The organism is Ectopseudomonas toyotomiensis, assembly GCF_017167985.1.
In the GTDB taxonomy this organism is placed as follows: domain Bacteria; phylum Pseudomonadota; class Gammaproteobacteria; order Pseudomonadales; family Pseudomonadaceae; genus Aquipseudomonas; species Aquipseudomonas toyotomiensis.
Window position 1 is genome coordinate 3919098 of the sequence record NZ_CP070505.1, and the last position, 26580, is coordinate 3945677.

The following is a 26580-nucleotide window of genomic DNA, read 5'->3' on the forward strand; positions in this document are numbered from 1 at the left end:
GGTCGCTCAAGGTTTGTGAGTGTAGAACAAAAGTGGTGCGCGACGCAGCGGTCGCGCACCAGTGTGTGGCGATTCAGTTGACGGTAACTTGCGGCATCGGTGGCATCGTTACGGTCTGCTCGCTGGCCGGGGCGAGCACTTCGGCTTCGCCGTCGACCACTTGCTTGCCGTCCTGGTTGTACACGCGGGTGGCGATGCGCACGCGGTTCTTCGGCAGTTTTTCCAGCACTTCCAGCTTCACGGTCAGGGTATCGCCGAGTTTTACCGGGCGGGTGAACTTCAGCTGTTGGCCAAGGTAGATGGTGCCCGGGCCAGGTAGGCGGCAGGCAATGGCGGCGCTGATCAGCGCACCGGTGAACATGCCGTGGGCGATGCGTTCCTTGAACATCGTTTCGGCAGCGAAGGCAGCGTCCAGGTGTACCGGGTTGTTGTCGCCGGAGACGGCGGCGAACAGCTGTACATCGCGCTCTTCCACAGTCTTCTCGAAGGCCGCTTGCTGGCCGACGCTGAGGGCTTCGTAAGGGATATTGGTGACCTGAGTCATGGACACTCCTTGATTGGGTTTCGACCATGGCTCAGCGCCTGCTGCAGCCAGTCGATCAGGTGGGCGGTGACCTCGTCGCGATTGCTCTCGTTGAGCAGCTCATGACGGGCCTCGGGATAAATCTTCAGTTGCACGTCGCGCACACCGGCCTCGCGCAGGGCGCCAGCCAGATCACTCAGGCGCTTGCCGTCGCTGACCGGATCGCGCGAGCCGCCGATCACCAGCAGCGGCAAGTCGGCATCGATCTGCGCCAGGTTGCTGGGCGGGGTGATGTGCTGCAGGCCATCGAGCAGGTCGCACCACAGCTGCGTGGTGCAGACGAAACCGCACAGCGGGTCGGTCACGTATTTGTCCACTTCCGCCGGGTCGCGGCTGAGCCAGTCGAAGGCCGTGAGGTTGGGCTTGAAAGCCTTGTTGAACGAGCCGAAGGAGAGAAAATCGATGACCTTGCTGCGTCCTTTGGGGCCCAGACGCCAGCGCTCGAAGCCGGCGATCAGTCTGGCGGCCTTGTACAGCGCCACGGGCTGGTAATTGGAGCCACAGAGCACGGCGCCCTGCAGGCTGCAGCTATGGCCCAGCAGATAGGCCAGGCCGATGTAGCTGCCCATGCTGTGGCCGAACAGGAAGATTGGCGTATGCGGGTGCTGCTGGCGAATGTGGTGGTTGAGGGTGGACAGGTCGCCGACCACCTTGCTCCAGCCGTCTTCATCAGCAAAGTGGCCAAGGGTGCCACGTTCGGCGGTAGCGCCATGGCCGCGCTGGTCCAGCGCATAGAGCGCTAAGCCTGCCGCGACCAGGGCTTCAGCCAGGCGTGCGTAGCGCAGGCTGTGCTCGGCCATGCCATGGGCCAGCATGATCGCCGCGCGTGGCGGCTCGTCGCCGTACCAGTGATTGACCTGCAATGGTGTGCCATCGCTGGCGTTGATAACGAAGGCGTCGTGGCGCATGGCGAATCCTTGTGCCGGGAGTTGGCGGCATTGTGCACCTTGGCCGTCATCACGCAAAGCACAGTCGAATTTCTACCCAGCCGCAAAGATCGGTTACGAATCACTACATTTATTGCGAAATTCAGCCCATCAATGACGCCTTCGAGCTATTTGCGGCGCCGCTCTGAACTGCTACTTTCCGGGCAGTCCCGCACTGCGGGCCAGATCACTTCAGGGGAAGAGGACAAGAACAATGCAACCTGATTTCTGGGACGACAAGCGCGCTCCCGGCGTGCCTAACGATATCGACCTGTCCAGCTACAAGTCGGTGATCGAAGTATTCGAGCGCTCATGCAAGCGTTTCGCCGACCGTCCGGCCTTCAGCAATCTCGGCGTGACGCTGACCTATGCCGAGCTGGATCGCCTCTCCGCGACCTTCGCCGCCTACCTGCAGAAGCACACCGACCTGAAACCGGGCGATCGTATCGCGGTGCAGATGCCCAACGTGCTGCAGTATCCCATTGCCGTGTTCGGCGCCATGCGTGCCGGGCTGATCGTGGTCAACACCAACCCGCTGTACACCGCGCGCGAGATGCGCCACCAGTTCAAGGATGCCGGCGTGCGTGCGTTGGTGTACCTGAACATGTTCGGCAAGTTGGTGCAGGAAGTGCTGCCGGATACCGAGATCGAGTACCTGATCGAAGCCAGGATGGGCGACATGTTGCCGAGCCTCAAGGGCTGGCTGGTCAACACCGTGGTGAAGAAGGTCAAGAAGATGGTGCCCGACTACCATCTGCCCCAGGCCATTGCCTTCAAGCAGGTGCTCAAGCAGGGCCACGGCCAGACGCTGACGCCGGTCAAGGCCAGTCACGACGACATCGCCGTGCTGCAATACACCGGTGGCACCACCGGTGTGGCCAAGGGCGCCATGCTCACCCACGGCAACCTGGTGGCCAACATGTTGCAGGTCGACGCCTGCCTGGCGCAGCTCGGTGACGACGGCACGCCGCTGATGAAACAGGGGCAGGAGATCATGATCGCGCCGCTGCCGCTGTACCACATCTATGCCTTCACCGCGAACTGCATGTGCATGATGGTCAACGGCAACCAGAACGTGTTGATCACCAATCCGCGCGACATCCCCGGCTTCGTCAAGGAGCTGGGCAAGTGGAAATTTTCTGCGTTGCTGGGTCTGAACACCCTGTTCGTCGCGCTGATGGATCACCCCGAGTTCAAGAACCTCGACTTCTCCAACCTCAAGGTCACCAACTCCGGTGGTACCGCGCTGGTCAAGGCCACCGCCGAGCGTTGGCAGCAGATGACCGGCTGCACCGTGGTGGAAGGCTACGGCCTGACCGAAACCTCGCCGGTGGCCAGTACCAACCCCTATGGTGACAAGGCGCGTCTGGGTACTGTCGGCATTCCGGTGCCGGGCACGGCGTTCAAGGTGATCGACGACGACGGCAACGAGATGCCGCTGGGCGAGCGCGGCGAGCTGTGCATCAAGGGGCCGCAGGTGATGAAGGGCTACTGGCAGCGCGAGGAAGCGACCGCCGAAGTGCTCGACGCCGAGGGCTGGTTCAAGACTGGCGACATTGCCGTGATCGACGCCGACGGCTTCGTGCGTATCGTCGACCGCAAGAAGGACATGATCATCGTCTCCGGCTTCAACGTGTACCCCAATGAGATCGAGGACGTGGTCATGGCCCACCCGAAAGTCGCCAGCTGCGCGGCCATCGGCGTGCCGGACGAGAAGTCCGGCGAGGTGGTCAAGCTGTTCGTGGTGCCGCGTGATGGCGGCGTTACCGTCGAGGAGCTCAAGGCCTACTGCAAGGAAAACTTCACCGGCTACAAGGTGCCCAAGCACATCGTGTTCAAGGACTCGCTGCCGATGACCCCGGTCGGCAAGATCCTGCGTCGAGAGCTGCGCGACATCGCCTGACCCAAAGCCCCTCCCCACCGTTGGGGGAGGGGCTTTCCCGCCTCAACTGCCCTCGGGCAGTCCAATTGTTGTGATTTAGTAACTACCTTCGCGTGTTTCATGCAGCCCAGGGCTGCATCACCGGCAGAGACGAGCTAGGCTCTACGCGCTGCAATATGCGAGCTAGAGGCTTTTCGCGGGGTAACTAAGACAAGGACGGCCTGTGACTGCGTGGTCTTTTTCGGTCACTTTTGCGACTCTCAAGGCCATGTTTGGTGCTGGTCGGCCTCTGGCAAAGCTGCTACTCTCGGCGCGCTTCCGGGCCCTGGGCCAGCGGGAAAGCGAGCTATACACACAACAAACAACCGCCGTCGCGCGGTGAAGATCAGCTGTTGCTTAGGAGTGGGCTTCCATGACCGAAAACTTCTGGAAGGACAAGTATCCCGTTGGGGTTGCTGCCGAAATCAATCCCGATCAGTATCCGAACATCCTCGCGGTATTGAAAGAGTCCTGCCAACGCTTCGCCGACAAGCCTGCTTTCAGCAACCTGGGCAAGACGCTCACCTACGGCGAGATCTACAAGCTCTCCGGTGACTTCGCTGCCTACCTGCAAAAGCACACCGATCTCAAGCCCGGCGACCGCATCGCCGTGCAACTGCCCAACGTCCTGCAGTACCCCATCGTGGTGTTCGGTGCCATGCGTGCCGGCCTGGTGGTGGTCAACACCAACCCGCTGTACACCGCGCGGGAAATGGAGCACCAGTTCAACGACTCTGGCGCCAAGGCGCTGATCTGCCTGGCCAACATGGCCCACCTGGCCGAACAGGTCGTGCCCAAGACCGGCGTCAAGACCGTGATCGTCACCGAAGTTGGCGACATGCTGCCGACCTTCAAGCGCCTGCTGGTCAATGCCGTGATCAAGCACGTGAAGAAGATGGTGCCGGCCTACAACCTGCCCAAGGCTGTCAAACTCAACGACGCCCTGGCCAAGGGCCGTGGTCAGAGTTTTGCCGAGGCCACTCCGAGCAACGATGACATCGCCGTGCTGCAGTACACCGGCGGCACCACCGGCGTGGCCAAGGGCGCGATGCTCACCCATCGCAATCTGGTGGCCAACATGCTGCAGGTCAAGGCACTGATGGGCGCCAACCTCAACGAAGGTTGCGAGGTGCTGATCGCGCCGCTGCCGCTCTATCACATCTATGCCTTCACCTTTCACTGCATGGCGATGATGCTGATCGGTGGCCATAACATTCTGCTGACCAACCCGCGTGACCTGCCGGCGGTGGTCAAGGACCTGGCCAAGTACCGCTTCACCGGTTTCGTCGGCCTCAATACCTTGTTCGTTGCCCTGTGCAACAACGAGGACTTCCGCAAGCTGGACTTCTCCAGCCTGAAGCTCACCGTCTCCGGTGGTATGGCCCTGCAACTGGCTACCGCCGAGCGCTGGAAGGAAGTCACTGGCTGCGCCATCTGCGAAGGCTTCGGCATGACCGAGACCAGCCCGGTGGCTACGGTCAACCCGTTCAGCGCCATCCAGCTCGGCACCATAGGCATTCCGCTGCCATCGACCCTGTGCAAGATCGTCAACGACGACGGCCAGGAACTGGCGATCGGCGAGATCGGCGAGCTGTGCGTTAAAGGCCCGCAGGTGATGAAGGGCTATTGGCAGCGTCAGGAAGCCACCGACGAAATCCTCGACGCCGAAGGCTGGCTGAAGACCGGCGACATCGGTCTGATCCAGGAAGACGGCTACCTGCGCATCGTCGACCGCAAGAAGGACATGATTCTGGTGTCCGGCTTCAACGTCTACCCGAACGAACTGGAAGACGTGCTGGCAACCCTGCCGGGCGTGCTGCAGTGCGCCGCCATCGGTATTCCGGACGAAAAATCTGGTGAAGCGATCAAGGTGTTCGTGGTGGTCAAGCCGGGCGAAAGCGTGACCAAGGAGCAGGTGATGGAGCACATGCGCGCCAACCTCACCGGCTACAAGGTGCCCAAGGCTGTGGAATTCCGCGATGTGCTGCCGACCACCAACGTTGGCAAGATCCTGCGCCGCGAACTGCGTGACGAAGAGCTGAAGAAGCTGGGCAAGAAGTGATTCGAGCCTGCTGAAACGAAAACCCGCTACGGCGGGTTTTTTATTGCCTGGCGACCTGGATGGTAGGGCCGGTAGGGCGTACTCGGCTTTGGCTTCCTGCGTCGCTCTACCTCCTGCATTCATGCAGTCGTCGCGAAGCAGTACGCCGCCAAGTTTTCGCTGGAACGTCGTGCTGCCAGGCGTGGCATGGCTGGGCGGGCTACTCGCTTCGCTCGTTAGGCCGCTCTACGCGACGCGAAGAGGGCGGGTGCGGAACTGTCCACTGTCAGGGGTGAAGCGGGACGCCAAGAGCATCAACACGAGCGTTGCAGCGGCCATCGCCATCCAGCTCAGGCGCAGGTCGTCGGTGTACTGGCGTAGCAGACCAGCCAGCAGCGGCGCGGTGGCGGCGATCAGGTAGCCGCCGCCCTGCACGAAGGCCAGCAGGTCACCAGTCTGGCGTGGGTCATCCAGGTGATCCTGGGCCACCACCAGCGAAAGCGGGAACAGCGCGCCGATGCCCACGCCCAGCAACATGCAGATCGGCACCACCAGTTGCAGCGGTGCCAGCATCAGACCGAGCAGCCCGGCCAGCAGCGCCAGCAAGACCACCGCCAGCAACACGCGTCGATCCGGGTAGCGTGGCAGCAGGCTCGATGCCAGCAGGCCGGCGACTACTTCGCAGAGCGTCAGGGCAGCCAGCAGCAGGCCGCTGGCCTGCGCGCTCCAACCCAGTGAGGTGTAGTAAGGCGGCAACCAGGCCAGCACCAGCGTGTAGCCGGCGGTGCCGATGCCGAAGAAACTCATCAACAGCCAGGCCCTTGGTGAGCGCCAGACATCCAGGCGCGGCAGCTCGCTCGACGTTGCGACTGCCTGCGCAGGCGCGGCTCGGTACCAGAATGCGACAGCGAGCAGAGCGGGTAATGTCCAGCTCGCCAGCGCCCACGACCAGCCTATCGACTGCGCCAGCCAGGGCGTCAGCGCCGCGCCGAATGCGGCGCCACCCATGATCGCGCAGCTGTAGAAGCCGATCAGGCGGCCGCTGTCAGTGGGGAAGCGCGACTTGATCAGGCCTGGCAAAAGCGCCTGAACGAACGCGATTCCCGCGCCAGCCAGCAATGCGGTGATGATCAGGGTGCTGGAGTCAGGCAGTAAGCCGCGCACCAGGCAGGCGAGGGCGATCAGCAGTACGCCGAAGAGAATTCCGTTGTTCTCACCCAAACGTTTGTGCAGCAGGCCGGCGGCCAGAGCGCCAATGCCCATGATCACCACTGGCAGGCTTGTCAGCAGGCTGGCACCGGCATGATCCAGACCGGTGTCGAGCTGAATACGGTCGAGCAACGGACCGATGGCCGCCAGCACCGGGCGTAGATTCAGGCCGAGCAGGACGATGGCGATGAGCAGCAAGGTCTGGCGCTTCATGCTTGTGCTTCCTTCGCGCCACGCCAGGCCACCAGCAGCACGCCGCCGACGATGCACAGCGCCGCCAGCAGCATCGACAAGCTGCCCTGTTCGCCGAGCAGGCCGATGGCGATGGCGGCGCCGGTGATTGCCGCCACCGAGCCGATCTGGCTGAGAAACACCGTGCCGGCCAGGTTCTGCAAGACGAAGAACAGCGCATAGACCGCCGCGAACAGCAACATTTGCAAGGCCAGCAGGCCCACTGCCGCGGTGTTTTCCAGACGTGGTGCGAGGTCGACGCCGAACAGGCCCAGCGGTACCAGCAGCAGTGCGCCGCCGAGCAGCATGCCGGGGGCCAGGGACAGCGGGCTGGCGCCAGCCGGCCAGTAGCGGGCGCGGTAGATATTGCCGAGCGCCAGGAACACCGGCACGCAGAGTGCCGCCAGCACCCATAGCAAGGGGCTGTCGCCGGCGTTGAGCTTGCCCAGGGCCAGCAACAGACTGCCGGCCAGGCCGATGCAGATGCCCAGCAGACGAATGCGGCTCAACCCTTCCATGCGCAAGGTCAGGGCCAGCAGGTAGGTGATCAGGGGCGGGAAGGCCAGGCACATCGAGGCGAAGCCGGCGCCGACATGGCCAATCGAGCTGAACAGCAAACCGTTCGGCACAGCGATGCTGAGCAGTCCCGAGGCCAGGTAATAACCCAGCAATTCTGGACGGGTGCCAGGGCGCTCGCCGCGTATCCAGGTAAACAGCAACAGAAGTAAACCGCCGCCCAGCAAGCTCCAGAGCAGGTAGGCCATGGCCGGCCAGCCAACGTTGCCGGCCAGCTTCACCAGGATGCTGGTCAGCCCCATCAAGGCGCCTATGGCCAGCAACAAGGACAAGGCGAGAACAGGACGAAAATGGGAGCCGGGCATGCAGCTGCCTCCTGGGGGTGAATGCGTTACGATGCAAACATTCTTTTTGAAAAGTATCTTGATGGCAAGATAAATTGAGGGCGATATGCAAGACCGTGCACAATTGGCTGCCGAGCAGTGGCTTCGACAGCGGCCGGATCTGGATGGTTTTTCCATGGCGGTGATCGGCCGCCTGGGCGAGCTCAGCCAGGTGATCACGCGTGATCACCTGTTGCCATTCTTCACCGAGCACGGCCTGCAGGCCGGGGAGTTCGACCTGCTTGCTACCTTGCGCCGCTCGGGTGAGCCTTACGCACTGATGCCCACGGCGCTGTACGAGAGCGCGATGATTTCCTCGGGCGGCATGACCAGCCGCATCGACCGACTGGAGAAGGCCGGGTTGATCGAACGGCGCAAACACCCCAGTGACCGCCGTGGCGTGCTGGTGGCACTGACCCCGGCCGGCTTCGAATTGATCGACGGCATTCTCGAAGCCCATGTGGCCAACCTGCAGCATGTGCTCTCAGGATTGACCGCCGCCGAGCAGCAGACGTTGCATGAATTGCATGGCAAGTTGTTGGCGGGGCTGGTTCAACAGGGCGCCGAGTGATTGTCGATGACACCCGCGCACCTGCGTGTTAGCGAGTCCGTCACTAAGGAAGGTGCACCTCCAGTGGTGGACGCTGGAGCGTCGAAAGCTGCGTCCCCACGCAGAGTGGGAACCATCATCCGGGCACAGGGAGGCCGCCGATATCGTTATGAAAAAGAGTGCAATCCTGCTCGGGATGGCTCTGGCATTGACCGCGCTATGGCTGAATTTGGGGTTCTATGAGACCTACTTTGCCGAAGACAATCGTGCTGTGTTCTTCATCAAGAAATACCCGACATTGCAGGTTCGGTTCGAGAACATCTTCCTGTCGGATCAGGATGACAAACCCTTGGAGCGCCTCAGCGATGAAGAGCGAAGCGTGGTGATCGAATACTGCAAATACCGGCTAGGTATCGAGACTGAGCTGAAGACGCAGGATGAGTTGGATGCTTGCAAGGAGAAGTAAGCAGGTGGGCTGGGTTGCGCGTGGCGATACCCGGATTGCTGGGTCGACGGATTTTGCTGTCGATGACTCCCGCGCTCCAGCGTGGCCGTTATCAAGCGGTCTTTCTTCCGGCAACTACCTATCGCCTGCCTCTTGATCAGCTCACATCCGGTGATGTTCCAGCAAAAAATCCACAAACACCCGTACCCGCGCCGGCATCGCCGAGCCGCCGACGAACACCGCATGAATCGGTTCCCGATCTCCGGGGTTGAAGGCTTGCAGCAGCGGCACCAGATCGCCGCGTTGCAGGTCTTCAGCCACGCTGAATTCGCCGATGCGAGCGATGCCGGCGCCGACCCGGGCGAACTGCGCCAGTGCCTCGCCGCTGCTGCATTCGATATTGCCGCAAACCTTCAGTGAAAACGCCTGGCCGTCGCGGGTAAAAGGCCAGTTGGGTTCGGCGCGGCGGAAGTTGAAGCGCAGGCAGTTGTGCTCCAACAGGTCTTCCGGTCGCTGCGGCGTGCCGTGGCGTTGCAGGTAGTCGGGGGAGGCCACCACCACCTGACCGGTTTCGCCCACCTTGCGGGCGGTCAGCGGGCTGTCCGGCAGGTGGCCGAAACGCACGGCCACGTCAGCCTGGCCACCAAGGATGTCGACCACCTCGTCGCCCAGGCTGAGGTCGACGGTGATGTTCGGGTAACGCGCGCTGAACGCCGCCACCAGCGGCACGATGGTCATCCGGCCATGGCCGAGCGCGGCACTCACGCGCAAGCGGCCCCGCGGCACGCCCTGGTCGGCGATGGCTTCTTCGACCTCCGCCATATCGGCGAGGATGCGCCGGGCACCGCGCAGATACGCCTCGCCCTCGGCGGTAAAGGTGATTGCGCGGGTGGTGCGCAGCAGCAGGCGCGTGCCGAGGCGCTGCTCGGTGCGCGCGATGATGCGGCTGACCGCCGAAGGTGTCAGCCCCAGTGCACGTGCAGCGGCCGACAGGCTGCCTTCCTCCGCTACGGTAGCGAACACCACCATGTCACCCGAACGCCCGTTGAAATCCATTTGTGCTCCGTAAGCAAAGGTGTTTGCCAGAAATGCCATCTACCGCCGCGAAGGTTTGGATCCTAGCATTCGCGGCATAGATGAGGAGCCTTTCCATGCGTATCAATCCACCACTCGTTGCACTCGCAATCGGTGCCTTCGGCATCGGCGTTACCGAGTTCGCCCCCATGGGTATGTTGCCGGGCATCGCCACCGATCTCGGCGTTTCCATTCCCGCTGCCGGCCTGCTGGTCAGCGCTTACGCGCTGGGCGTGCTGCTCGGCGCGCCATTGATGACCCTGACCACCGGCAAGATTCCCCGGCGCTACCTGCTGATCGGGCTGATGGCCATCTTCACCCTGGGCAACCTGATGTCGGCCCTGGCGACTGACTACACCAGCCTGCTGATCGCGCGGGTAGTGACCTCGTTGAACCACGGCGCTTTCTTCGGCGTCGGCTCCATCGTCGCCGCCAGCGTGGTCGCACCGGACAAACGCGCCGGAGCGGTGGCAGCGATGTTCATGGGCCTGACCCTGGCGACCATCGGCGGCGTACCGCTGGCAGCCTGGTTCGGTGAGGTACTCGGTTGGCGCACGGCGTTCTGGGGCATCACCGGCCTGGGCGTGTTGGCCATGCTCGCGCTGTGGTTCGCCTTGCCCAACGTGCCGCTACCGAAAAGCGACGGCGTGCTGGCTGAGATCCGCGTGCTGGGTCGTGGCCCGGTGCTGGCAGCCTTGGCCCTGACCGTGATCGGTTCCAGCGCGATGTTCACCGTATTCACCTACATCGCGCCGATCCTCAGCAGCGAGACCCACGCGTCCACCGCCTTCATCACCGCCATGCTGGTGCTGTACGGCATCGGCCTGACGCTGGGCAACGTGTGGGGCGGCAAGGCGGCGGATCGCTCCGTCGACCGCACCCTGATCGTCTCGCTCAGTGCACTGATCCTGGTCTTGCTGGCCTTCACCGTGCTGATGCGCTGGCCACTGCCGGCAGCCGTGGCCATCCTGATCTGGGGCATCGCCAGCTTCGCCATCGTGCCGCCGCTGCAAATGCGCGTGATGGAAGCCGCCAAGGCCGCGCCCAACCTGGCCTCGGCGGTGAATATCGGCGCCTTTAATCTGGGTAACGCGATTGGCGCAGCATTGGGCGGTGCGGTGATCAAGGCGGGGTTGGGCTACCCGGCGATCTCGCTGGCCGGTGCGGCGATGGCAGGGTTGGGGCTGCTGATGGTGCTGGGGTTTGCCTGGCGCTCCAGAGGTGCAGCGGCGGTAGCGGTTTAAAAGAGACACCTGAGAAGGGGGTAAATCCCCCTTCCGGTTTACGCCTTCGCAGCAGGGCTCAAGCGAAAGCTGACGCCCATGCGGTTGAACGCGTTCATGGCTGCGATAGCCGCCGTAAGGTCGACGAGGTCTTTCGGAGTGAATGCGGACGATGCTGCGGCATAAGCTTCGTCAGAAGCATGCGTTTCACTGACCAGCGTCACTTCTTCCGTCCAGGCCAAGGCGGAACGTTCCTGCTCGGAAAACAGATGCGCGGCCTCATGCCAGACCGGCACCAGAACGAGCTTTTCTACTGACATACCTCCCTTGATCAGATCTCGCGAATGGATATCGACGCAGTGCGCGCATCCATTGATTTGCGATGCCCGCAAGAACACGAGATGTATGAGTTGAGGCGGCAGGTTCGTTCCGGTGGTGACGAAATGGTGCAGACCACTCAGTGCTTTAGCTGCACCGGGTGAAGCATCAAACCAGTGAAGACGAGTCATAGAGCATTACCTTTGGGGATGGCGGAATCAGTAAGGTCTGCCCAATTAGGACAACTAAGAGGATCAAGGTATTGATCCAATTAAAGGCTTAATGAATGGTCCACTTTTGCGGAGCGGTCTATCCCGGAGCTGTTGGACTGTTCGCTGCGCTCCTAAGTCCACCCTACTCGTCGGCGTCCCGGTCCACCCGTGCTCATCCTGCTCCCTGCGTCCAGGTGCGTAATCTGCGACAATCCCGCCTTTGCCCTGATTGCCTCGATCCAGATGACTGACCTCGCCACGCTGCAGAAGAAACTCGACCACGTCATGATCGCCGAGCGCCATCGCTTGCGCCGGCAGTTGCATGAGCTGCAGAAGCATCCCGATGAGGCCAAGCTGGCGCAGTGGCTGGAGCGTTTTCAGGCGTCCAGCGACAAGGTGGCGGCGCGGCGTAGCAGCATCCCGGTGATGCGCTACGACGATGCGCTGCCGATTGCTGCCAAGCGTGATGAGATCAAGGCCGCGCTGGAGAAGAGCCAGGTGGTGGTGATTGCCGGTGAGACCGGTTCGGGCAAGACCACCCAGTTGCCGAAGATCTGCCTGGAGATCGGCCGGGGTGTGCATGGCCTGATTGGCCATACCCAGCCGCGTCGGCTGGCGGCGCGTAGTGTGGCGACGCGGGTGGCCGAGGAGATCGGCACGCCGCTGGGTGAGCTGGTCGGTTATCAGGTGCGTTTCGAGGATCAGAGCAAGGACGGCACGCTGATCAAGCTGATGACCGACGGCATTCTGCTTGCCGAAACCCAGCACGACCGCTTTCTGGAAAAGTACGACACGATCATCGTCGACGAGGCGCACGAACGCAGCCTCAATATCGACTTCCTGCTCGGTTACCTGAAAACCCTGTTGCCGCGTCGCCCGGATCTGAAGCTGATCATCACTTCGGCGACCATCGATCTGGAGCGCTTTTCCAAGCATTTCAACGACGCGCCGATCATCGAGGTGTCCGGTCGCACCTATCCGGTGGAAACCTGGTATCGCCCGCTGGCCGCCGAGGTGGATGAGGAGGGCGAGCGCCTGCTCGATGACCTGTCCATCGACCAGGGCATTCTCGCCGCGCTGGACGAGATCGCCGAGCACGAGCGCAGCGTGGGCAAGCGCCCAGGCGATGTGCTGGTGTTCCTGCCCGGTGAGCGCGAGATTCGCGAGGCGGCCGAGGTGCTGCGCAAGGCCAACCTGCGTTTTACCGAGGTGCTGCCGTTGTATGCGCGGCTGACGCCCGCCGAGCAGCAGAAGATTTTCGCGCCCATGGCCGGGCGCAAGATCGTGCTGGCCACCAACGTCGCCGAAACCTCGCTGACCGTGCCGGGCATCCGCTACGTGATCGACAGCGGCACGGCGCGCATCAGCCGCTACAGCTACCGCGCCAAGGTGCAGCGCCTGCCCATCGAGCCGGTGTCGCAGGCCAGCGCCAACCAGCGCAAGGGCCGTTGCGGGCGGGTCGAGCCGGGTATCTGCATTCGTTTGTACAGCGAGGAGGATTTCCTCGGGCGCCCGGAATTTACCGACCCGGAGATTCTGCGTACCAACCTGGCGGCGGTGATCCTGCAGATGCTGCACCTGCGCCTGGGCAGCATCGAGGACTTTCCCTTTATCGAGCCGCCAGACGGCAAAGCCATCAGCGACGGCTTCAACCTGTTGCAGGAGCTGTCGGCGGTCAACCGCGAAAGCCAGCTCACGCCCATCGGCCGGCAACTGGCACGCCTGCCCATCGACCCGCGCCTGGGGCGCATGGTGCTGGAAGGCGCCAAGCAGGGCAGCCTGGAGGAAATCCTTATCGTCGCTGCCGCGCTGTCGGTGCAAGATCCGCGCGAGCGACCGATGGATCGCCAGCAGGCCGCTGATCAGGCTCATGCGCAGTGGAAGGATGTGGACTCGGACTTCGCCGCGCTGATCAACCTGTGGCGCGGCTTCGAGGAGAAGCGCCAGGAGCTGGGCAGCAACCCGCTGCGTACCTGGTGCAAGAAGAACTTCCTCAACTACATGCGCCTGCGCGAATGGCGCGATGCGCACCGGCAGCTGGTACTGATCGCCCGTGATCTGCAGTTGATGGGCAAGGGCGGGCAGAACCGCTCGGAGGCGCAGGGCGAGCAAACGGCTAACGCGCCGCAGCCGACCAAGGACACCCGCGTCAACGCCATCGCCCGTCAGCAGGCCGAGGCCAGTGAGGCAGCGGTGCGGGCGAAGAACTACGCCGCCGTGCACAAGGCGATTCTCGCCGGCCTGCTCAGCCAGATCGGCCAGAAGACCGAGGAGGGCGACTACCTCGGCGCGCGCCAGCGACGTTTCTGGATTCACCCCTCCAGCGTGATCGGGCGCAAGAAGCCCAACTGGATCATGGCCGCCGAGCTGGTGGAAACCACCAAGCTGTTCGCCCGCATGGTGGCGAAGATCGAGCCGGACTGGATCGAGCCGCTGGCCGCGCATCTGGTGAAGAAGAACCATCTGGAACCGCACTGGGAGAAGAAGCGCGGCCAGGTGGTGGCGTACGAGCAGGTCACCCTGTACGGCATGATTATCGTTGGTCGCCGCCCGGTGCATTACGGCCCCATCGACCCGCCGGTGGCGCGCGAGATGTTCATTCGCGAGGGCCTGGTGCGTGGCGAGATCAACAGCCGCGTGCGCTGCCTGACCGCCAACCGCCAGTTGCTCGAACGCCTCGACGAGCTGGAGGCCAAGTCGCGTCGCCGCGACATTCTCGCCGACGAGGAAACCCTGTTCGGCTACTACGACGCGCGCATCCCGCAGGACATCTACCAGGCCGCCAGTTTCGAGGCCTGGTACAAGAAGGGCAGCGCTGCCGACCCGCAACTGCTGATCATGCGCGAGGAAGACGCCCTGGCCCGCGATGCCAAGGAAATCACCGCCGCGCAGTACCCGGACACCTTGCGCATCGGCGAGCTGCAGTTGCCGCTGAGCTATCACTTCGAGCCCAATCACCCGCGTGACGGCGTGACCCTGCGCGTGCCGGCGCCGCTGTTGCCGCAGCTGCAACCCGAGCGCCTGGAGTGGCTGGTGCCAGGCCTGCTGGAAGCCAAGTGCATCGCCCTGGTGCGCGGCCTGCCCAAGGCGCTACGCAAGAACTTCGTGCCGGTGCCGGACTTCGTCGGCGCCGCGCTGGACAAGCTGGTGTTTGGCCAGGGTTCGTTGCCACAGGCCCTCGGTCATGAGCTGCTGCGCATGACGGGCGCGCGGGTATCCGACGAGGCCTGGGCGGAAGCGGCTGAAAGCATCGAAAGCCACCTGAAGATGAATATTGAGGTGGTCGATGCTCAGGGCAAGTTTCTTGGCGAAGGCCGCGACCTGGCCGAGCTGACCGCGCGCTTCGCCGAAGCCAGCCAGGCTGCGTTGGCCATCCCGCAGCAGAGCGACAAGCCGAAAGCGGTGGAGGCCAAGGCCTTTGCCGAAGTGGCCGAGAAGGCGCAGCAGAAGATCGCCGGGCTTTCCATGACGGTCTACCCGGCCTTGGTGGAGGAGGCTGGGGTGGTCAAGGAAGGGCGCTTCCCGACTCAGGCCGAGGCCGACTTCCAGCATCGCCGTGCATTGCAGCGTTTGCTGTTGCAGCAACTGGCCGAGCAGGCCAAGTTTCTGCGCGGCAAGCTGCCGGGGCTGACCGAGTTGGGCCTGCTGTATCGCGATATTGGTCGCGTCGAGGCGCTGGTCGAGGACATTCTGCTGGCCAGCCTGGATGCCTGCATCCTCGAAGGTGAGGCCACGCTGCCGCGCGACGGTGCGGCCTTGGCGCAACTGGCCGAGCGCAAGCGTGGCGACTGGACGGCGCATGCTGAGCGCATCGCCCGCCTGGTGCTGGAGATTCTCAAGCTCAACCACGGCTTGCAGAAGCGCTTCAAGGGCAAGATCGACCTGGCCCAGGCCATGGCGCTCAACGACATCAAGCAGCAACTGGCCAACCTGGTGTATGCCGGCTTCGTGCGCGAGACGCCGGGCGAGTGGCTCAAGGAGATTCCGCGCTATCTCAAGGCCATCGAACAGCGCCTGGACAAGGTCGGCGCGCAGGTACAGCGCGACCGAGTATGGGCGGGCGAGCTCACCGGCTACTGGGAACAGTACAAGGCGCGTGCTGCCAAACATGCCCAGGAAGGCAAGCGCGACCCGCAGCTTACCCTGTATCGCTGGATGCTGGAGGAATACCGCGTGTCGCTGTTCGCCCAGCAACTGGGCACCAAGATGGCGGTATCGGACAAGCGCCTGAGCAAGCAGTGGACGCTGGTTGAAGGTTGATGATCGGCGCTCGCCCCGGTACTGGGGCGAGCTACCCACTGATGAATGCGGAAACCGAGAAAGATGAGCGCAAGTGAAGAAAACTCCGGGCTGGGGCGCCGTGGCTGCCTGGGCCTGTTCCTGGCCGGCCTGGCCTTTGTCGTACTGATTTTCGCCGGGCTGATCTACATCATGACCCGCCCGCAGGACAGCGAGATCGAAGCCGGCGAGCGCGCGGCCATCGAGGCCTGCTGGAAGAGCGCGCAGGCCACCGAGCGCAGTTTCACCGAGGAAAGTTGCCAGGAGATGGAGAAGCAGTTCCTGCGCAAGTTCGGCCATCAGCCATGAACCTGCTCAAGCGCCTGAGCTTCAAGCATCTGGTGGTGGGCTTCTGCGTATTGGCGCTGGGCATCGTGGTGCTGATCTGGTGGCTTAGCGGCGCGGCCTATCTGCGGCCCTATGCCGAGCAGACGGTGATCTTCGGTCAGGGCGAGTTGAAGCTGCCCCCTGAACTGGCTGGCCCTGGCCCCATTCGCGTGGTGCACTTCTGGGACCCGGATTGCCCCTGCAACGCGGAAACCGACGCGCACCTGCGCTATCTGATCGGCCTGCACCGCAATGCCGATGTCGCGTTCTACAGCGTGCAGAGGCCGGGCAGCACAGGTGAGATCGCGCCGTTCCTGCGCGGGCGGATGAAACCTTTGCCGGGGATCGAGGGCATGGAGGCGCTGCCGGCCAGCCCGGCCCTGGCGATCTGGGATCGCGACGGCAACCTGGCCTATGCCGGCCCTTACAGCGAGGGGCTGGTATGCAATTCCAGCAACAGCTTCGTCGAGCCGGTGCTCGATGCGCTGACCCAGGGGCGCCATGTGTCCCTGGCCAGTGGGTTGGCGGTGGGGTGTTATTGCGCCTGGAAGTAGTGGGGGAGGCCTGTTGTCGGGTTGGGAGCGGGGTAGGGTTGCCTGTGCCTGTGCCTGTGCCTGTGCCTGTGCCTGTGCCTGTGGGAGTGTTTAGCCGCGATGCTTGTCGCGGCTGAAGTGGAATGCCGCCCAGCTCATCCCACAAAAGCCCCCGAGTCGGCCGCAATTGCGTAGCCCGGATGCAACCGGGGCATGCATCGAATCTGTATGCGGGTTTGGTATAGCTATCGCGGCTGAAGCCGCTCCTACGGAATAGGGGTAGGAGCGGCTTCAGCCGCGATGCGTTTTGGCCGCGCTCAATTGCCCCGGATTGCATCCGGGCTACAACACCAGCCGTCCTCGCCTCTACTTGACCCCGCTCTGCACTCAGCCTTTCGCGAGGCTCACTCTCCTCGCCTACGCATTCGAAAACCTCGAAATCTCCTAAATGTCAAGGCAGGCCGTGCGGTCAGCTAGAGGCATCTTTCCTTTCCATGATTCCTGTCAATTTGCTGACAAACAGCTCTAAATCGGGGCTGTGATCATTTGTCGCACCCCTGTGCTTCTTTGCTGGCTTCTTGCTGCAAAGTGTTTCAAATCTTTGCGTAAATGTTTCGAAACATGTCACAGGGCTGCTGTAAGTTCACTCATAAGTAGGCCGCTAACGAATTGTATGAGGCCCTTTTAGCCGGCAACATCCGCGCTTCCCACGGTTTACCGCTTCGCTTGCACGGATGCTCAAGCTCTGAGTTCTCGCTGCCGGCCTTTTACTCGTTGGGCCGCACGGCAACTGAAGCCGACTGTGGGGCTCACTCAGTTGAAGGTCGTGACATGAAAGAAGAGAAATACCATCGTTGTTTGCGCTGGCTGGTGATGGCGATTGCCTTCTCGGCGCTCGGTGGATGTGACTGGGCACTGTTCAACTCGAAAGGGCAGATCGGTGTCGAGCAGGGCAATCTGATCCTGATCTCCATCGGACTCATGCTGATCGTGGTGGTACCCGTGATCATCATGACCTTCCTGTTTGGCTGGCGTTATCGCGAGTCGAACGAGAAGGCCACCTACATGCCCGACTGGGCACATTCGCACAAGATCGAACTGGTCGTCTGGGGCGTTCCGCTGATCATCGTCGCGGTTCTGGCGGTCATCATCTGGCAAACCTCGCATTCGCTCGACCCCTATCGTCCGATCGAATCGGACAAGCCGGCGCTGAACATCGAAGTCGTGTCGCTCGACTGGAAATGGCTGTTCATCTACCCGGATCAGGGCGTGGCCGTGGTCAACGAGCTGGTGATTCCGGAGAAGACCCCGGTGACCTTCCACATCACTTCCGACACGGTGATGAACGCGCTGTCGATCCCGCAGCTCGGCGGGATGATCTACGCCATGGGCGGCCAGCGCACCCAGCTCAACCTGATCGCCAACGAGCAGGGTGAGTTCTTCGGCCAGTCCGGCAACTTCAGCGGCGAAGGCTTCTCGGCCATGCGCTTCACCACCCACTCGGTCAGCGACGACGCGTTCGCGCAGTGGGTCGACAAGGTCAAGCAATCGCCCGAGGTCATGGACTTCGCCACCTTCAAGCAGGTGGGCGAGCCGGGCGAAATGGTCAACCACCGCTACCCGGTCTACCCGATCCGTTACTTCGGCCAGGTCGAACCGAACCTGTTCAACAAGGTGATCGGGCAGTACGTGACCCTGAAAGATTCCCACAGCACGGCCATGCACGAAGCAGCGGAGGTGCAGGAGTGAATATGTTTGGAAAACTGACTCTGGACGCGATTCCGTACCACGAGCCCATCATCATGATCACCCTGGCCGTCGTGGCGCTGGGTGGTCTGGGGCTGTTCGCGGCGGTGACCTACTTCAAGAAGTGGGGCTACCTGTGGAGCGAGTGGCTCACCTCGGTGGACCACAAGAAAATCGGCGTGATGTACATCCTCGTCGCGCTGGTCATGCTGGTGCGTGGCTTCGCTGACGCCATCATGATGCGCACCCACCTGGCGATGGCCCACGGTGACGGCCAGGGCTACCTGCCGCCCGAGCACTACGACCAGATCTTCACCGCGCACGGCATCATCATGCTGATCTTCGTGGCCATGCCACTGGTCACCGGCCTGATGAACATCGTCGTGCCGCTGCAGATCGGCGCGCGTGACGTGGCCTTCCCCTACCTGAACTCGCTGAGCTTCTGGCTGTTCGTCGGCGGCGCGCTGCTGATCAACCTGTCGCTGGGCCTGGGCGAGTTCGCCAAGACCGGCTGGGTGGCTTATCCGCCGTTATCAGGGATTCAGTACAGTCCCGGCGTGGGGATGGACTACTACATCTGGAGCATGCAGTTATCGGGCTTGGGGACGACGCTGACGGGGGTCAACTTCATCGCCACCATCCTCAAGATGCGTGCACCGGGCATGAGCCTGATGAAGATGCCGATCTTCACCTGGACCATCCTGGTGACCTGCGTGCTGATCTGCGGCGCCTTCCCTCCGCTGACTGCGACCCTGGCGATGCTGTCGCTGGACCGCTACCTGGATTTCCACTTCTTCACCAATGAACTGGGCGGCAACCCGATGATGTACGCCAACCTGTTCTGGATCTGGGGTCACCCGGAGGTGTACATCCTCATCCTGCCGGCGTTCGGCGTGTTCTCCGAAGTGGTGGCGACCTTCTCGCGCAAGACCCTGTTCGGCTATGCCTCGATGGTCTGGGCGACCGCGGCCATCGGCGTGCTGTCGTTCGTGGTGTGGCTGCACCACTTCTTCACCATGGGCTCGGGGGCCAGCGTCAACGCCTTCTTCGGCATCATGACCTCGATCATCGCCATCCCCACCGGGGTGAAGATCTTCACCTGGCTGTTCACCATCTTCCGTGGCCGTCTGCAACTGAACGCCATGACCTGGATGACCCTGGGCTTCCTCGTGACCTTCTCCATCGGCGGCATGACCGGCGTGCTGATGGCGGTACCGGCGGCGGACTTCGTGCTGCACAACAGCCTGTTTTTGATCGCCCACTTCCACAACGTGATCATCGGCGGTGCGGTGTTCGGCTACCTGGCCGGCATCATCTACTGGTTCCCGAAAGCCTTCGGCTTCAAGTTGCTTGATCGCTTCGGCCGCTACTCGTTCTGGTGCTGGCTGATCGGCTTCTACTTCGCCTTCATGCCGCTCTACGTGCTGGGCTTCATGGGCATGACCCGTCGCCTCAACCACTTCGACAACCCGGCCTGGGTGCCGTGGGTGCAGGTGGCCGTGGTCGGCGCCGTGCTGATCGGTATCGGCATCGTCTTCACCGTGGTGCAGTTCGTCACCAGCTACATCAAGCGCAAGGAAAACGTCGACGTCACCGGCGACCCCTGGGATGGCCGTACCCTGGAGTGGGCGACGTCCTCGCCGCCGCCGTTCTACAACTTCGCGGTCATCCCGACGGCGGACAAGATCGACGCGTTCTACGAGGCGAAGAAGAACGGTGTCGAGCTGATGCCTGCGCCTGAGCACTACGAGCCGATCCACATGCCGAAGAACACCGGTAACGGCCTGGTGGTGTCGGCGTTCGTCATCGCCTTCGGCTTCGCCATGATCTGGCACATCTGGTGGCTCGCCATCGTCGGTCTTGTCGGCGCCGTGGTCAGCTTCATCGTGCGTTCCTACGACGAAGACATCGACTACTACGTGCAGCCCGAAGAGATCGCGCGGATCGAGCAGGCGCACCACCAAACCAAAGCCAACGCAGTCGTACAGGCCTAACCATGACCGCTTACGAACCCCATTTTCCACATGACGCTCATGGCCACGGCCATGAGCACCACCACGACACCAGTGGCATCAAGCTGTTCGGCTTCTGGGTTTACCTGATGACCGACCTGCTGATCTTCGCCACGGTGTTCGCCACCTTCGCGGTACTGAGCAACTCCTTCGCCGGTGGCCCCACCGCCAAGGAAATGCTCGGTGGCGGCTTGCACCTGGTGCTGGTGGAAACCTTCGCCCTGCTGTTCTCCAGTATCACCTACGGCATGGCCATGCTCGCCACCTACCGTGGCGACAAAGGCGCGGTGCTGCGCTGGCTGGGCATCACCTTCCTGTTCGGCGTGAGCTTCATCAGCATCGAGCTGTATGAGTTCCGCCACCTGATCCACGAAGGTGCCGGGCCGCAGGTCAGCGCCTACTGGTCGGCGTTCTTCACCCTGGTCGGCACCCACGGCCTGCACGTCAGTGCCGGTCTGCTGTGGATGCTGGTGCTGATGTTCCAGGTCGGCAGCCGTGGCCTGACCGACACCAACAAGACCCGCGTTGGGCTGCTCAGCCTGTTCTGGCACTTCCTCGACGTGGTGTGGATCTGCGTGTTTACCGTCGTCTACCTGATGGGGGTGCTGTAAATGGCTCACCAAGACAATCACGCCGCCCACGCCGTGGGCTTCAAGGATTACCTGACCGGTTTCATCCTGTCGGTGATCCTCACGGTGATCCCTTTCATGCTGGTCATGCATCCTGAAGTGCTGGGCCTGAGCCGTGGCGCGACGCTGATCACCGTGGTGCTTTTCGGCCTGGCGCAGGTGCTCGTCCACCTCGTGTACTTCCTGCACATGAAGACCGACGCAGAAGGCCGCTGGAACGTCGTTTCGATGATCTTCACCGTGCTGATCATCGCGTTCGTGGTCGGCCTGTCGGTCTGGATCATGTGGAGCATGCACTATCACATGATGATCAACTGATGCTGGCGCTCCTGAAGCAGTACCTCAACCTCGCCAAGCCGGGCATCGTCTTCGGCAATCTGATTTCCGTCACGGGCGGTTTCTTCCTGGCTTCGCGTGGCGATATCGATCTGGCGCTGTACTTCGCGACAGCGCTGGGGGTTTCGCTGGTGATCGCCTCAGGCTGCGTGTTCAACAACTACATCGACAGGGACATCGACCAGAAGATGGAGCGCACCCGTAACCGGGTGTTGGCGCAGGGGCTGGTTTCACCTGCGCACGCCATCGTCTATGCCTGCGTGCTCGGGGTAGCGGGGGTGGCGTTGCTGTATGCCGCCACCAATACCCTGGCGGTGATGCTGGTGCTGATGGGCTTCGTGGTCTACGTCGGGCTCTACAGCCTGTGGCTCAAGCGCGGCTCGGTGTACGGCACCCTGGTCGGCAGCCTGTCCGGGGCGGCTCCGCCCGTGGTTGGCTACTGCGCGGTGAGCAACGAGTTCGATGCCGGCGCGGCCATCCTGTTGTTGATCTTCAGCCTGTGGCAGATGCCGCATTCCTATGCCATCGCCATCTTCCGTTTCAATGACTACCAGGCCGCGAACATCCCAGTGCTGCCCGTCATCAAGGGGATCTCGGCTGCCAAGCGGCAGATCGTGCTGTACATCGCCGCCTTCGTGGTCGCGACCCTGATGCTGACGCTCAGCGGCTACGCCGGCTACAGCTACTTCGTGGTCGCCGCGCTGAGCGGTGCCTACTGGCTGTGGATGGGCGTGTCGGGCTACAAGGCGGTCGATGATCGCGTGTGGGCGCGCAAGCTGTTCACCTTCTCCATCATCAGCATCACCATGCTCAGCGTGATGATGTCGGTGGATTTCATCTCCTCGCCCGAGCAGGTATTGGTGACCTCCATCAATCACCTGTGCAGCCAGTTCGCCGGCAGCGCGCAGGGTATCTGCGCGGTGGTCGCCGGTATCTGACCGGTCTTGTGGGAGGGCTTCAGCCGCGATTGTCGCCGCTGAAGCGCCTCCCACGGCTGAGCCCCGCCCCGGGGCGAAGCTTTGCCGACACCTGCCAGTCTGTCGCTACTGAAGCCCGATCTACCCTACGCAATCACCTGCAACTTTGGCCAGGTGGCCAGCCAGTTCTTGTCATGCAGGCGCTGTTGGTAGATCTGACTCTTCTCGTTCTGAAAGCGCCCGGCCGGGCGCACGATAAGGCCGAACAGATCCTCCAGGCCGAGCGGCGCGGCGACTTCCAGCCTGTCTTGTTCATCGAGCCTTATGGCCACCGCCGTCGCGGTCTCTGGCCAGTGCCGCATCGCTTCGGTAGCCGAGGCATAAGGTGCATCGCCATTGCGCAGATGCATGCGTGCCTGATTCTTCACCGACCACTGCAGCGATTCGTCCCTGTGGTGCAGCACCGTCTCCAGTTCAGCGTCGCGAGTAGGGGTGGTTTGGCTGCGGTCGAACCAGATCACGTCGATATCTTCAGGTAGCGGGGATGGCGTGCGTTGGTGCAGGTCATCCCAGACTGCGCTGCGCACGAAACCGGCGGCCACCCAGCAATCGGGCAGGTCGAGCTCGCGCACCTGTTGCAGGATGCGCAAGCGCTGTGGGTCCTTGGCAATGAGGGTCTGGAGTTGAGCAGCGAGATTCATGTGCGCAGCCTATCAGCGGTGCCCGTTGCTTGCCTGCTCAGTTCATCCAGCGCTTCTGGCCTGCTTCCAGATCACGCAGCCTGCTGAATCGCATGGCACCGATACTGACCTTGAGGACCAACCCAGTGGTGGTCGGGCGTCGCTTTGCACTAAAGTCCCCGAGCCGGTCGCCGGGACGGATTTTCCCGGCCAGAGATTTTCGAGGGAGGCGCTTGATGCGTTTACCGCGCATGCGCAACGTGATGGCCTGGACGCTGGTAGTGCTGTTGTTGATCGTGGTGGCCTTGCTCGGCATTCGTATCGCCGGGCTATCGTCGTTGCCCGCACTGGAGCCCTGGCACCGCCTGGTGCCGCAGGAGCTGGAGGTCAGCGAGCTGGACGCTGCCGACTGGCAAGCCTATCTGGCCGCCGAGGCGGCCTTGTTCGAGCGCCTGCAGAGTGAGTTGGTCGAGCCGGTCACGGCCTCCGGCACGGCGCCATACAGCCGCTACGCCAGCGACAGCCCGGTCTACCCCGGCAATCTGCCGCGCGACTGGAATCGCTCCTTCACTCTGCAGCCGCCAGGTCCGGCGCGGGGCGTGGTGGTGTTGTTGCATGGCCTGACCGACTCGCCGTACAGCCTGCGCCATATCGCTCAACACCTGAGCGAACAGGGGCTGTTAGCGGTGGTGCCGCGTATGCCTGGCCATGGCACGGTGCCGGCGGCGCTCACTGCTGCGCACTGGGAGCAATGGCTGGCCGCTACCCGCCTGGCCGTTCGCGAGGCGCGGCGCCAGGTACCGGACGGGCCGCTGTATCTGATCGGCTATTCCAATGGCGGTGCGCTGGCGCTGCGCTACAGCCTCGCCGCGCTGGAGGACGAGCAGCTGGCTATGCCGCAACGCCTGGTGCTGATTTCGCCGATGATCGGTGTCACCAGCTACGCCCGCTATGCCGGGCTGGCGGCCCTGCCGGCGTTGCTGCCGGCCTTCGCCAAGTCGGCCTGGATGAACGTGCTGCCGGAGTTCAATCCGTTCAAGTACAACTCTTTTCCAGTGCATGCGGCGCGGCAGACCTATGAGCTGACCAGCGAGGTGCAGTCTGCCTTCGATGCCGCCGAAGCCGATGGCCGTCTGTCACGATTGCCACCGGTGCTGGCCTTTCAGTCGCTGGCCGACAGTACCGTGAGTACACCGGCCGTGGTGCGCCATTTGTTCGAGCGTTTACCGGCCAATGGCAGCGAACTGGTGATCTTCGACATCAATCGCTCGCAGGCGGCCAGCTCGCTGCTGCGGGCGGACATGAGTGGCTTGCTCGAGACCTTGCTGCCACCGGCCCAGCGTGACTACGACCTGACGGTGGTGGGCGTTGCACAGGGCGGTGGTCGTCAGGTCGAGGCGCGGCGAATCACCGCCGGCGAGCGTGAGGCGCGGGTGACGCCATTGAACGTCGATTACCCGAGCCAGCTGTTTTCGCTGTCACACGTTGCACTGCCGTTTCCCACGGACGATCCGCTGTATGGCAGCGAACCGACCTCAGAGGAGTTCTACGGCGTAGCCCTTGGCACGCTGGCGCCGCGTGGTGAGCACGGCGTGCTGGTGGTGGGGCTCGATAGTTTGCAGCGTATGACGTCCAATCCCTTCTACGCCTATTTGCGCGAGCGCATCGACGAAGACCTGTAGGTGGCTCGGTGCGCACGGCGTCCGACCGTAGGGTGCGCCGTGCGCACCGAGTGGTTTGAGGGGTTACAACCGGAAACGCCCCACCAGCCCATCGAGCTGCGTCGATAGCGCCTGCAGGTCGCTGCTGGCCTGGTTGAGCTGGTCGGCGATATGGGTGGTGCCGACGGTCAGCTCGTTGATGTCGACGATGTTGCGGTTGATGTCTTCCACCACGCTGGACTGTTCCTCGGTGGCGGTGGCGACCTGGATGTTCTGGTCGCTGATCTGGCCGATATGGCTGTTGATCTGCTCCAGTGCCGCCGACGCCTTGCTCGCATATTCCACCACCAGCGCGCTCTGCCGTTGGCCCTTGGCCATGGCCTCGACGGCCGAGCGTGATTCGTTCTGCAGGCGGTCGATGACCTGCTGGATTTCCTCGGTGGAGGCGCCGGAGCGGCTGGCCAGGGTGCGCACCTCGTCGGCCACGACGGCGAAGCCGCGCCCTTGCTCGCCAGCACGCGCCGCCTCGATGGCGGCGTTGAGGGCGAGCAGGTTGGTCTGCTCGGAAATGCTGCGGATGGTGTTGAGCGTGGTGCTGATGGCGTCGGTCTGGGCGGCCAGTGCCTCGATCACCTTGGCGGCTTGCTCCAGTTCGCCGTTGAGGGCATCGACCTGGCGATGCGCCTGGCTGACCACGGCGCTGCCGTCGCTGGCATGCTGGGTCGCCTCACGGGCGACTGCTGCGGCGTTCTCGGCGTTGCGCGCGATCTCGTTGACCGTCGAGCCCAGTTCGTTGATGGCGGTGGCCACCTGCACCGTGCGGTCGCTTTGCGCCGTGCAGTTGCTCTGGGTCAGGCGCGCGCGCTCGGCCACATCGCGGGCCATGCCCGAGAGCTGGCGCGAGTTGTCGGCGAGCTGGCGCATGGCGCCGTGCACCTTGTCGATGAACTGGTTGAAACTGCGGGCGATCTCGCTCAGCTCGTCCTGGCCGTGCAGTTCGATGCGGGTGTCCAGGGCCAGGTTGTCGGCCGCCTGGCCCAGGCTGCTCTGCAACACCGCCACACGACGACGTAGCTGCACCACGATCAGCCAGGAAATGATGATCGACACCAGCAGGCCGGTGGCGATGATGGCGATCTGGCGGGTCAGGCCATCGTCATAGCTTTGCGCGCTGTGCAGGTTCTGCTGTTCAGCCTGCTGCAGCAGGGCATCGAGCAGGTCGTTGGCGCCCTGGCGCATCACGCCGTAGGTCTTGGCGTACTGGTCGCGATAGATCTGCTGCGCCTTGGCCATGTCGCCGGCGTCGAAGGCGGCGAGCATCGGGTTCAGTTCATTGCTGACCAGGGCCTCGAACTGGTCGAGCAGTTGCTGCGCCTGGGCCTTGCGTTCCGGGTTGACCTGGGCCGCCACGGCCTGGCGCATCGCTTCGCGCATGCCGGGCACGTCCTCGTTGCGGGCGTCCTGCACGCGCGATTTCACGCCACGCTCGTCACGCAGCGGGGTTTCCTGCAGCAGCATCATGTCGAGCCCGACGCGCATACGCGGGATGCGCGAGGCGACCTCGGCCATGGCGCGCATCGGCGCAGCCGTATTGAGATAGAGCACCTCCGTGTCCCGATGCATGCTCGACATGCTGCTCAGGCTGGTCAGCGCCACCAGCAGCAGGGCGATGCAGGGAATCGCCACCGCGATGATCAGGCGGGTTTTCAAAGAGAGGGCGTCGAGACGCATGGGCAGACTCCATTTCGAGATAGGGCGCAGGGCGACGCTCAGCCTATCGGGCCGATGTTGCCGCTCTTGTATCGGCAGCGATGGCCAGGTGCATGAGG

22 protein-coding genes are annotated in these 26580 nt (G+C 62.9%); 14 read left to right on the forward strand and 8 right to left on the reverse strand.

Annotated elements, in window-relative coordinates:
* Nucleotides 1-73: 73 nt before the first annotated feature.
* Entirely contained in the window at nt 74-544 is a 471-nt protein-coding gene (locus tag JWV26_RS18130) for a MaoC family dehydratase (RefSeq protein WP_021488478.1), read from the reverse strand.
* A complete protein-coding gene (locus tag JWV26_RS18135; protein ID WP_206417481.1) occupies nt 541-1491 on the reverse strand; it encodes an alpha/beta hydrolase in 951 nt (316 codons plus the stop codon). The genes JWV26_RS18130 and JWV26_RS18135 overlap by 4 nt, the downstream gene beginning before the upstream one ends.
* A gap of 232 nt (nt 1492-1723) precedes the next feature.
* Here JWV26_RS18135 and fadD2 point away from each other — a divergent pair, with 232 nt between their 5' ends.
* Both fadD2 and fadD1 read left to right on the forward strand, forming a co-directional pair.
* Nucleotides 1724-3412 (forward strand): long-chain-fatty-acid--CoA ligase FadD2, encoded by a 1689-nt coding sequence (fadD2, locus tag JWV26_RS18140; RefSeq protein WP_072422578.1) that lies wholly within the window; start codon nt 1724-1726, stop codon nt 3410-3412.
* Nucleotides 3413-3803: 391 nt separating this feature from the next.
* On the forward strand, nt 3804-5492 hold the full coding sequence (gene fadD1 / locus JWV26_RS18145) for a long-chain-fatty-acid--CoA ligase FadD1 (protein ID WP_072422577.1): 1689 nt from the start codon (nt 3804-3806) through the stop codon (nt 5490-5492).
* Nucleotides 5493-5717: 225 nt separating this feature from the next.
* On the opposite strand, the gene JWV26_RS18150 is transcribed toward fadD1, so the two are convergent.
* Together JWV26_RS18150 and JWV26_RS18155 are read right to left on the reverse strand one after the other, a co-directional pair.
* Nucleotides 5718-6893: a cyanate transporter gene (locus JWV26_RS18150; RefSeq protein ID WP_079784215.1), complete on the reverse strand. Its 1176-nt coding sequence runs from the start codon at nt 6891-6893 to the stop codon at nt 5718-5720.
* Nucleotides 6890-7792, reverse strand: coding sequence for a DMT family transporter (locus JWV26_RS18155; protein WP_079784214.1), 903 nt, complete (start codon nt 7790-7792; stop codon nt 6890-6892). Before JWV26_RS18155 ends, JWV26_RS18150 begins: the two co-directional genes overlap by 4 nt.
* Nucleotides 7793-7877: 85 nt before the next feature.
* On the opposite strand from JWV26_RS18155, the gene JWV26_RS18160 reads away from it, so the two are divergent.
* Entirely contained in the window at nt 7878-8381 is a 504-nt protein-coding gene (locus tag JWV26_RS18160) for a MarR family winged helix-turn-helix transcriptional regulator (RefSeq protein ID WP_079784213.1), read from the forward strand.
* 148 nt (nt 8382-8529) lie between these two features.
* The gene (locus JWV26_RS18165; RefSeq protein ID WP_079785316.1) at nt 8530-8826 is read left to right on the forward strand and encodes a hypothetical protein; all 297 of its coding nucleotides are present in this window, start codon (nt 8530-8532) and stop codon (nt 8824-8826) included.
* Between the two features lie 141 nt (nt 8827-8967).
* Here the strand turns inward: JWV26_RS18165 and JWV26_RS18170 are convergent, their stop codons facing one another.
* Nucleotides 8968-9861, reverse strand: a complete 894-nt coding sequence (locus JWV26_RS18170; RefSeq protein ID WP_079784212.1) for a LysR family transcriptional regulator — start codon at nt 9859-9861, stop codon at nt 8968-8970.
* 95 nt (nt 9862-9956) lie between these two features.
* Between JWV26_RS18170 and JWV26_RS18175 the strand changes: the two genes are divergently transcribed.
* Complete coding sequence (locus tag JWV26_RS18175) at nt 9957-11123, forward strand: MFS transporter (protein ID WP_079784211.1); 1167 nt, start codon at nt 9957-9959, stop codon at nt 11121-11123.
* A 38-nt stretch (nt 11124-11161) separates the two neighbouring features.
* Here the strand turns inward: JWV26_RS18175 and JWV26_RS18180 are convergent, their stop codons facing one another.
* Nucleotides 11162-11611 carry a carboxymuconolactone decarboxylase family protein gene (locus JWV26_RS18180; RefSeq protein WP_079784210.1) on the reverse strand — a complete coding sequence of 150 codons (450 nt, stop codon included), beginning with the start codon at nt 11609-11611 and terminating at the stop codon, nt 11162-11164.
* Between the two features lie 264 nt (nt 11612-11875).
* Here JWV26_RS18180 and hrpA point away from each other — a divergent pair, with 264 nt between their 5' ends.
* From hrpA to cyoE, 8 genes are all read left to right on the forward strand, one after another.
* Nucleotides 11876-15892: an ATP-dependent RNA helicase HrpA gene (gene hrpA, locus JWV26_RS18185; protein WP_206417482.1), complete on the forward strand. Its 4017-nt coding sequence runs from the start codon at nt 11876-11878 to the stop codon at nt 15890-15892.
* 63 nt (nt 15893-15955) lie between these two features.
* The gene (locus tag JWV26_RS18190) at nt 15956-16219 is read left to right on the forward strand and encodes a hypothetical protein (RefSeq protein WP_021488493.1); all 264 of its coding nucleotides are present in this window, start codon (nt 15956-15958) and stop codon (nt 16217-16219) included.
* Nucleotides 16216-16791 (forward strand): DUF6436 domain-containing protein, encoded by a 576-nt coding sequence (locus JWV26_RS18195; RefSeq protein WP_206417483.1) that lies wholly within the window; start codon nt 16216-16218, stop codon nt 16789-16791. The genes JWV26_RS18190 and JWV26_RS18195 overlap by 4 nt, the downstream gene beginning before the upstream one ends.
* Nucleotides 16792-17601: 810 nt before the next feature.
* Complete coding sequence (gene cyoA, locus JWV26_RS18200; RefSeq protein ID WP_206417484.1) at nt 17602-18519, forward strand: ubiquinol oxidase subunit II; 918 nt, start codon at nt 17602-17604, stop codon at nt 18517-18519.
* Nucleotides 18520-18521: 2 nt separating this feature from the next.
* On the forward strand, nt 18522-20510 hold the full coding sequence (gene cyoB, locus JWV26_RS18205; RefSeq protein WP_206417485.1) for a cytochrome o ubiquinol oxidase subunit I: 1989 nt from the start codon (nt 18522-18524) through the stop codon (nt 20508-20510).
* Between the two features lie 2 nt (nt 20511-20512).
* On the forward strand, nt 20513-21139 hold the full coding sequence (cyoC, locus tag JWV26_RS18210) for a cytochrome o ubiquinol oxidase subunit III (protein ID WP_093049257.1): 627 nt from the start codon (nt 20513-20515) through the stop codon (nt 21137-21139).
* Nucleotides 21140-21475: a cytochrome o ubiquinol oxidase subunit IV gene (gene cyoD / locus JWV26_RS18215; RefSeq protein ID WP_013714713.1), complete on the forward strand. Its 336-nt coding sequence runs from the start codon at nt 21140-21142 to the stop codon at nt 21473-21475. It begins immediately after the preceding gene.
* Nucleotides 21475-22431 (forward strand): heme o synthase, encoded by a 957-nt coding sequence (gene cyoE, locus JWV26_RS18220; RefSeq protein ID WP_072426018.1) that lies wholly within the window; start codon nt 21475-21477, stop codon nt 22429-22431. The genes cyoD and cyoE overlap by 1 nt, the downstream gene beginning before the upstream one ends.
* Nucleotides 22432-22556: 125 nt before the next feature.
* Here cyoE and JWV26_RS18225 read toward each other — a convergent pair whose 3' ends face one another.
* Nucleotides 22557-23111 (reverse strand): nucleotidyltransferase family protein, encoded by a 555-nt coding sequence (locus JWV26_RS18225; RefSeq protein WP_206417486.1) that lies wholly within the window; start codon nt 23109-23111, stop codon nt 22557-22559.
* 215 nt (nt 23112-23326) lie between these two features.
* On the opposite strand from JWV26_RS18225, the gene JWV26_RS18230 reads away from it, so the two are divergent.
* Nucleotides 23327-24772: an alpha/beta hydrolase gene (locus tag JWV26_RS18230; protein ID WP_206417487.1), complete on the forward strand. Its 1446-nt coding sequence runs from the start codon at nt 23327-23329 to the stop codon at nt 24770-24772.
* Between the two features lie 63 nt (nt 24773-24835).
* Here JWV26_RS18230 and JWV26_RS18235 read toward each other — a convergent pair whose 3' ends face one another.
* Complete coding sequence (locus JWV26_RS18235) at nt 24836-26482, reverse strand: methyl-accepting chemotaxis protein (RefSeq protein WP_206417488.1); 1647 nt, start codon at nt 26480-26482, stop codon at nt 24836-24838.
* Between the last annotated feature and the right edge of the window lie 98 nt (nt 26483-26580).

Bases quoted from the DNA above. Each gene is read 5' to 3' on its own strand.
- JWV26_RS18130 (WP_021488478.1), bottom strand. From the start codon at position 544: ATGACTCAGGTCACCAATATCCCTTACGAAGCCCTCAGCGTCGGCCAG.
- JWV26_RS18135 (WP_206417481.1), bottom strand. From the start codon at position 1,491: ATGCGCCACGACGCCTTCGTTATCAACGCCAGCGATGGCACACCATTG.
- fadD2 (WP_072422578.1), top strand. From the start codon at position 1,724: ATGCAACCTGATTTCTGGGACGACAAGCGCGCTCCCGGCGTGCCTAAC.
- fadD1 (WP_072422577.1), top strand. From the start codon at position 3,804: ATGACCGAAAACTTCTGGAAGGACAAGTATCCCGTTGGGGTTGCTGCC.
- JWV26_RS18150 (WP_079784215.1), bottom strand. From the start codon at position 6,893: ATGAAGCGCCAGACCTTGCTGCTCATCGCCATCGTCCTGCTCGGCCTG.
- JWV26_RS18155 (WP_079784214.1), bottom strand. From the start codon at position 7,792: ATGCCCGGCTCCCATTTTCGTCCTGTTCTCGCCTTGTCCTTGTTGCTG.
- JWV26_RS18160 (WP_079784213.1), top strand. From the start codon at position 7,878: ATGCAAGACCGTGCACAATTGGCTGCCGAGCAGTGGCTTCGACAGCGG.
- JWV26_RS18165 (WP_079785316.1), top strand. From the start codon at position 8,530: ATGAAAAAGAGTGCAATCCTGCTCGGGATGGCTCTGGCATTGACCGCG.
- JWV26_RS18170 (WP_079784212.1), bottom strand. From the start codon at position 9,861: ATGGATTTCAACGGGCGTTCGGGTGACATGGTGGTGTTCGCTACCGTA.
- JWV26_RS18175 (WP_079784211.1), top strand. From the start codon at position 9,957: ATGCGTATCAATCCACCACTCGTTGCACTCGCAATCGGTGCCTTCGGC.
- JWV26_RS18180 (WP_079784210.1), bottom strand. From the start codon at position 11,611: ATGACTCGTCTTCACTGGTTTGATGCTTCACCCGGTGCAGCTAAAGCA.
- hrpA (WP_206417482.1), top strand. From the start codon at position 11,876: ATGACTGACCTCGCCACGCTGCAGAAGAAACTCGACCACGTCATGATC.
- JWV26_RS18190 (WP_021488493.1), top strand. From the start codon at position 15,956: ATGAGCGCAAGTGAAGAAAACTCCGGGCTGGGGCGCCGTGGCTGCCTG.
- JWV26_RS18195 (WP_206417483.1), top strand. From the start codon at position 16,216: ATGAACCTGCTCAAGCGCCTGAGCTTCAAGCATCTGGTGGTGGGCTTC.
- cyoA (WP_206417484.1), top strand. From the start codon at position 17,602: ATGAAAGAAGAGAAATACCATCGTTGTTTGCGCTGGCTGGTGATGGCG.
- cyoB (WP_206417485.1), top strand. From the start codon at position 18,522: ATGTTTGGAAAACTGACTCTGGACGCGATTCCGTACCACGAGCCCATC.
- cyoC (WP_093049257.1), top strand. From the start codon at position 20,513: ATGACCGCTTACGAACCCCATTTTCCACATGACGCTCATGGCCACGGC.
- cyoD (WP_013714713.1), top strand. From the start codon at position 21,140: ATGGCTCACCAAGACAATCACGCCGCCCACGCCGTGGGCTTCAAGGAT.
- cyoE (WP_072426018.1), top strand. From the start codon at position 21,475: ATGCTGGCGCTCCTGAAGCAGTACCTCAACCTCGCCAAGCCGGGCATC.
- JWV26_RS18225 (WP_206417486.1), bottom strand. From the start codon at position 23,111: ATGAATCTCGCTGCTCAACTCCAGACCCTCATTGCCAAGGACCCACAG.
- JWV26_RS18230 (WP_206417487.1), top strand. From the start codon at position 23,327: ATGCGTTTACCGCGCATGCGCAACGTGATGGCCTGGACGCTGGTAGTG.
- JWV26_RS18235 (WP_206417488.1), bottom strand. From the start codon at position 26,482: ATGCGTCTCGACGCCCTCTCTTTGAAAACCCGCCTGATCATCGCGGTG.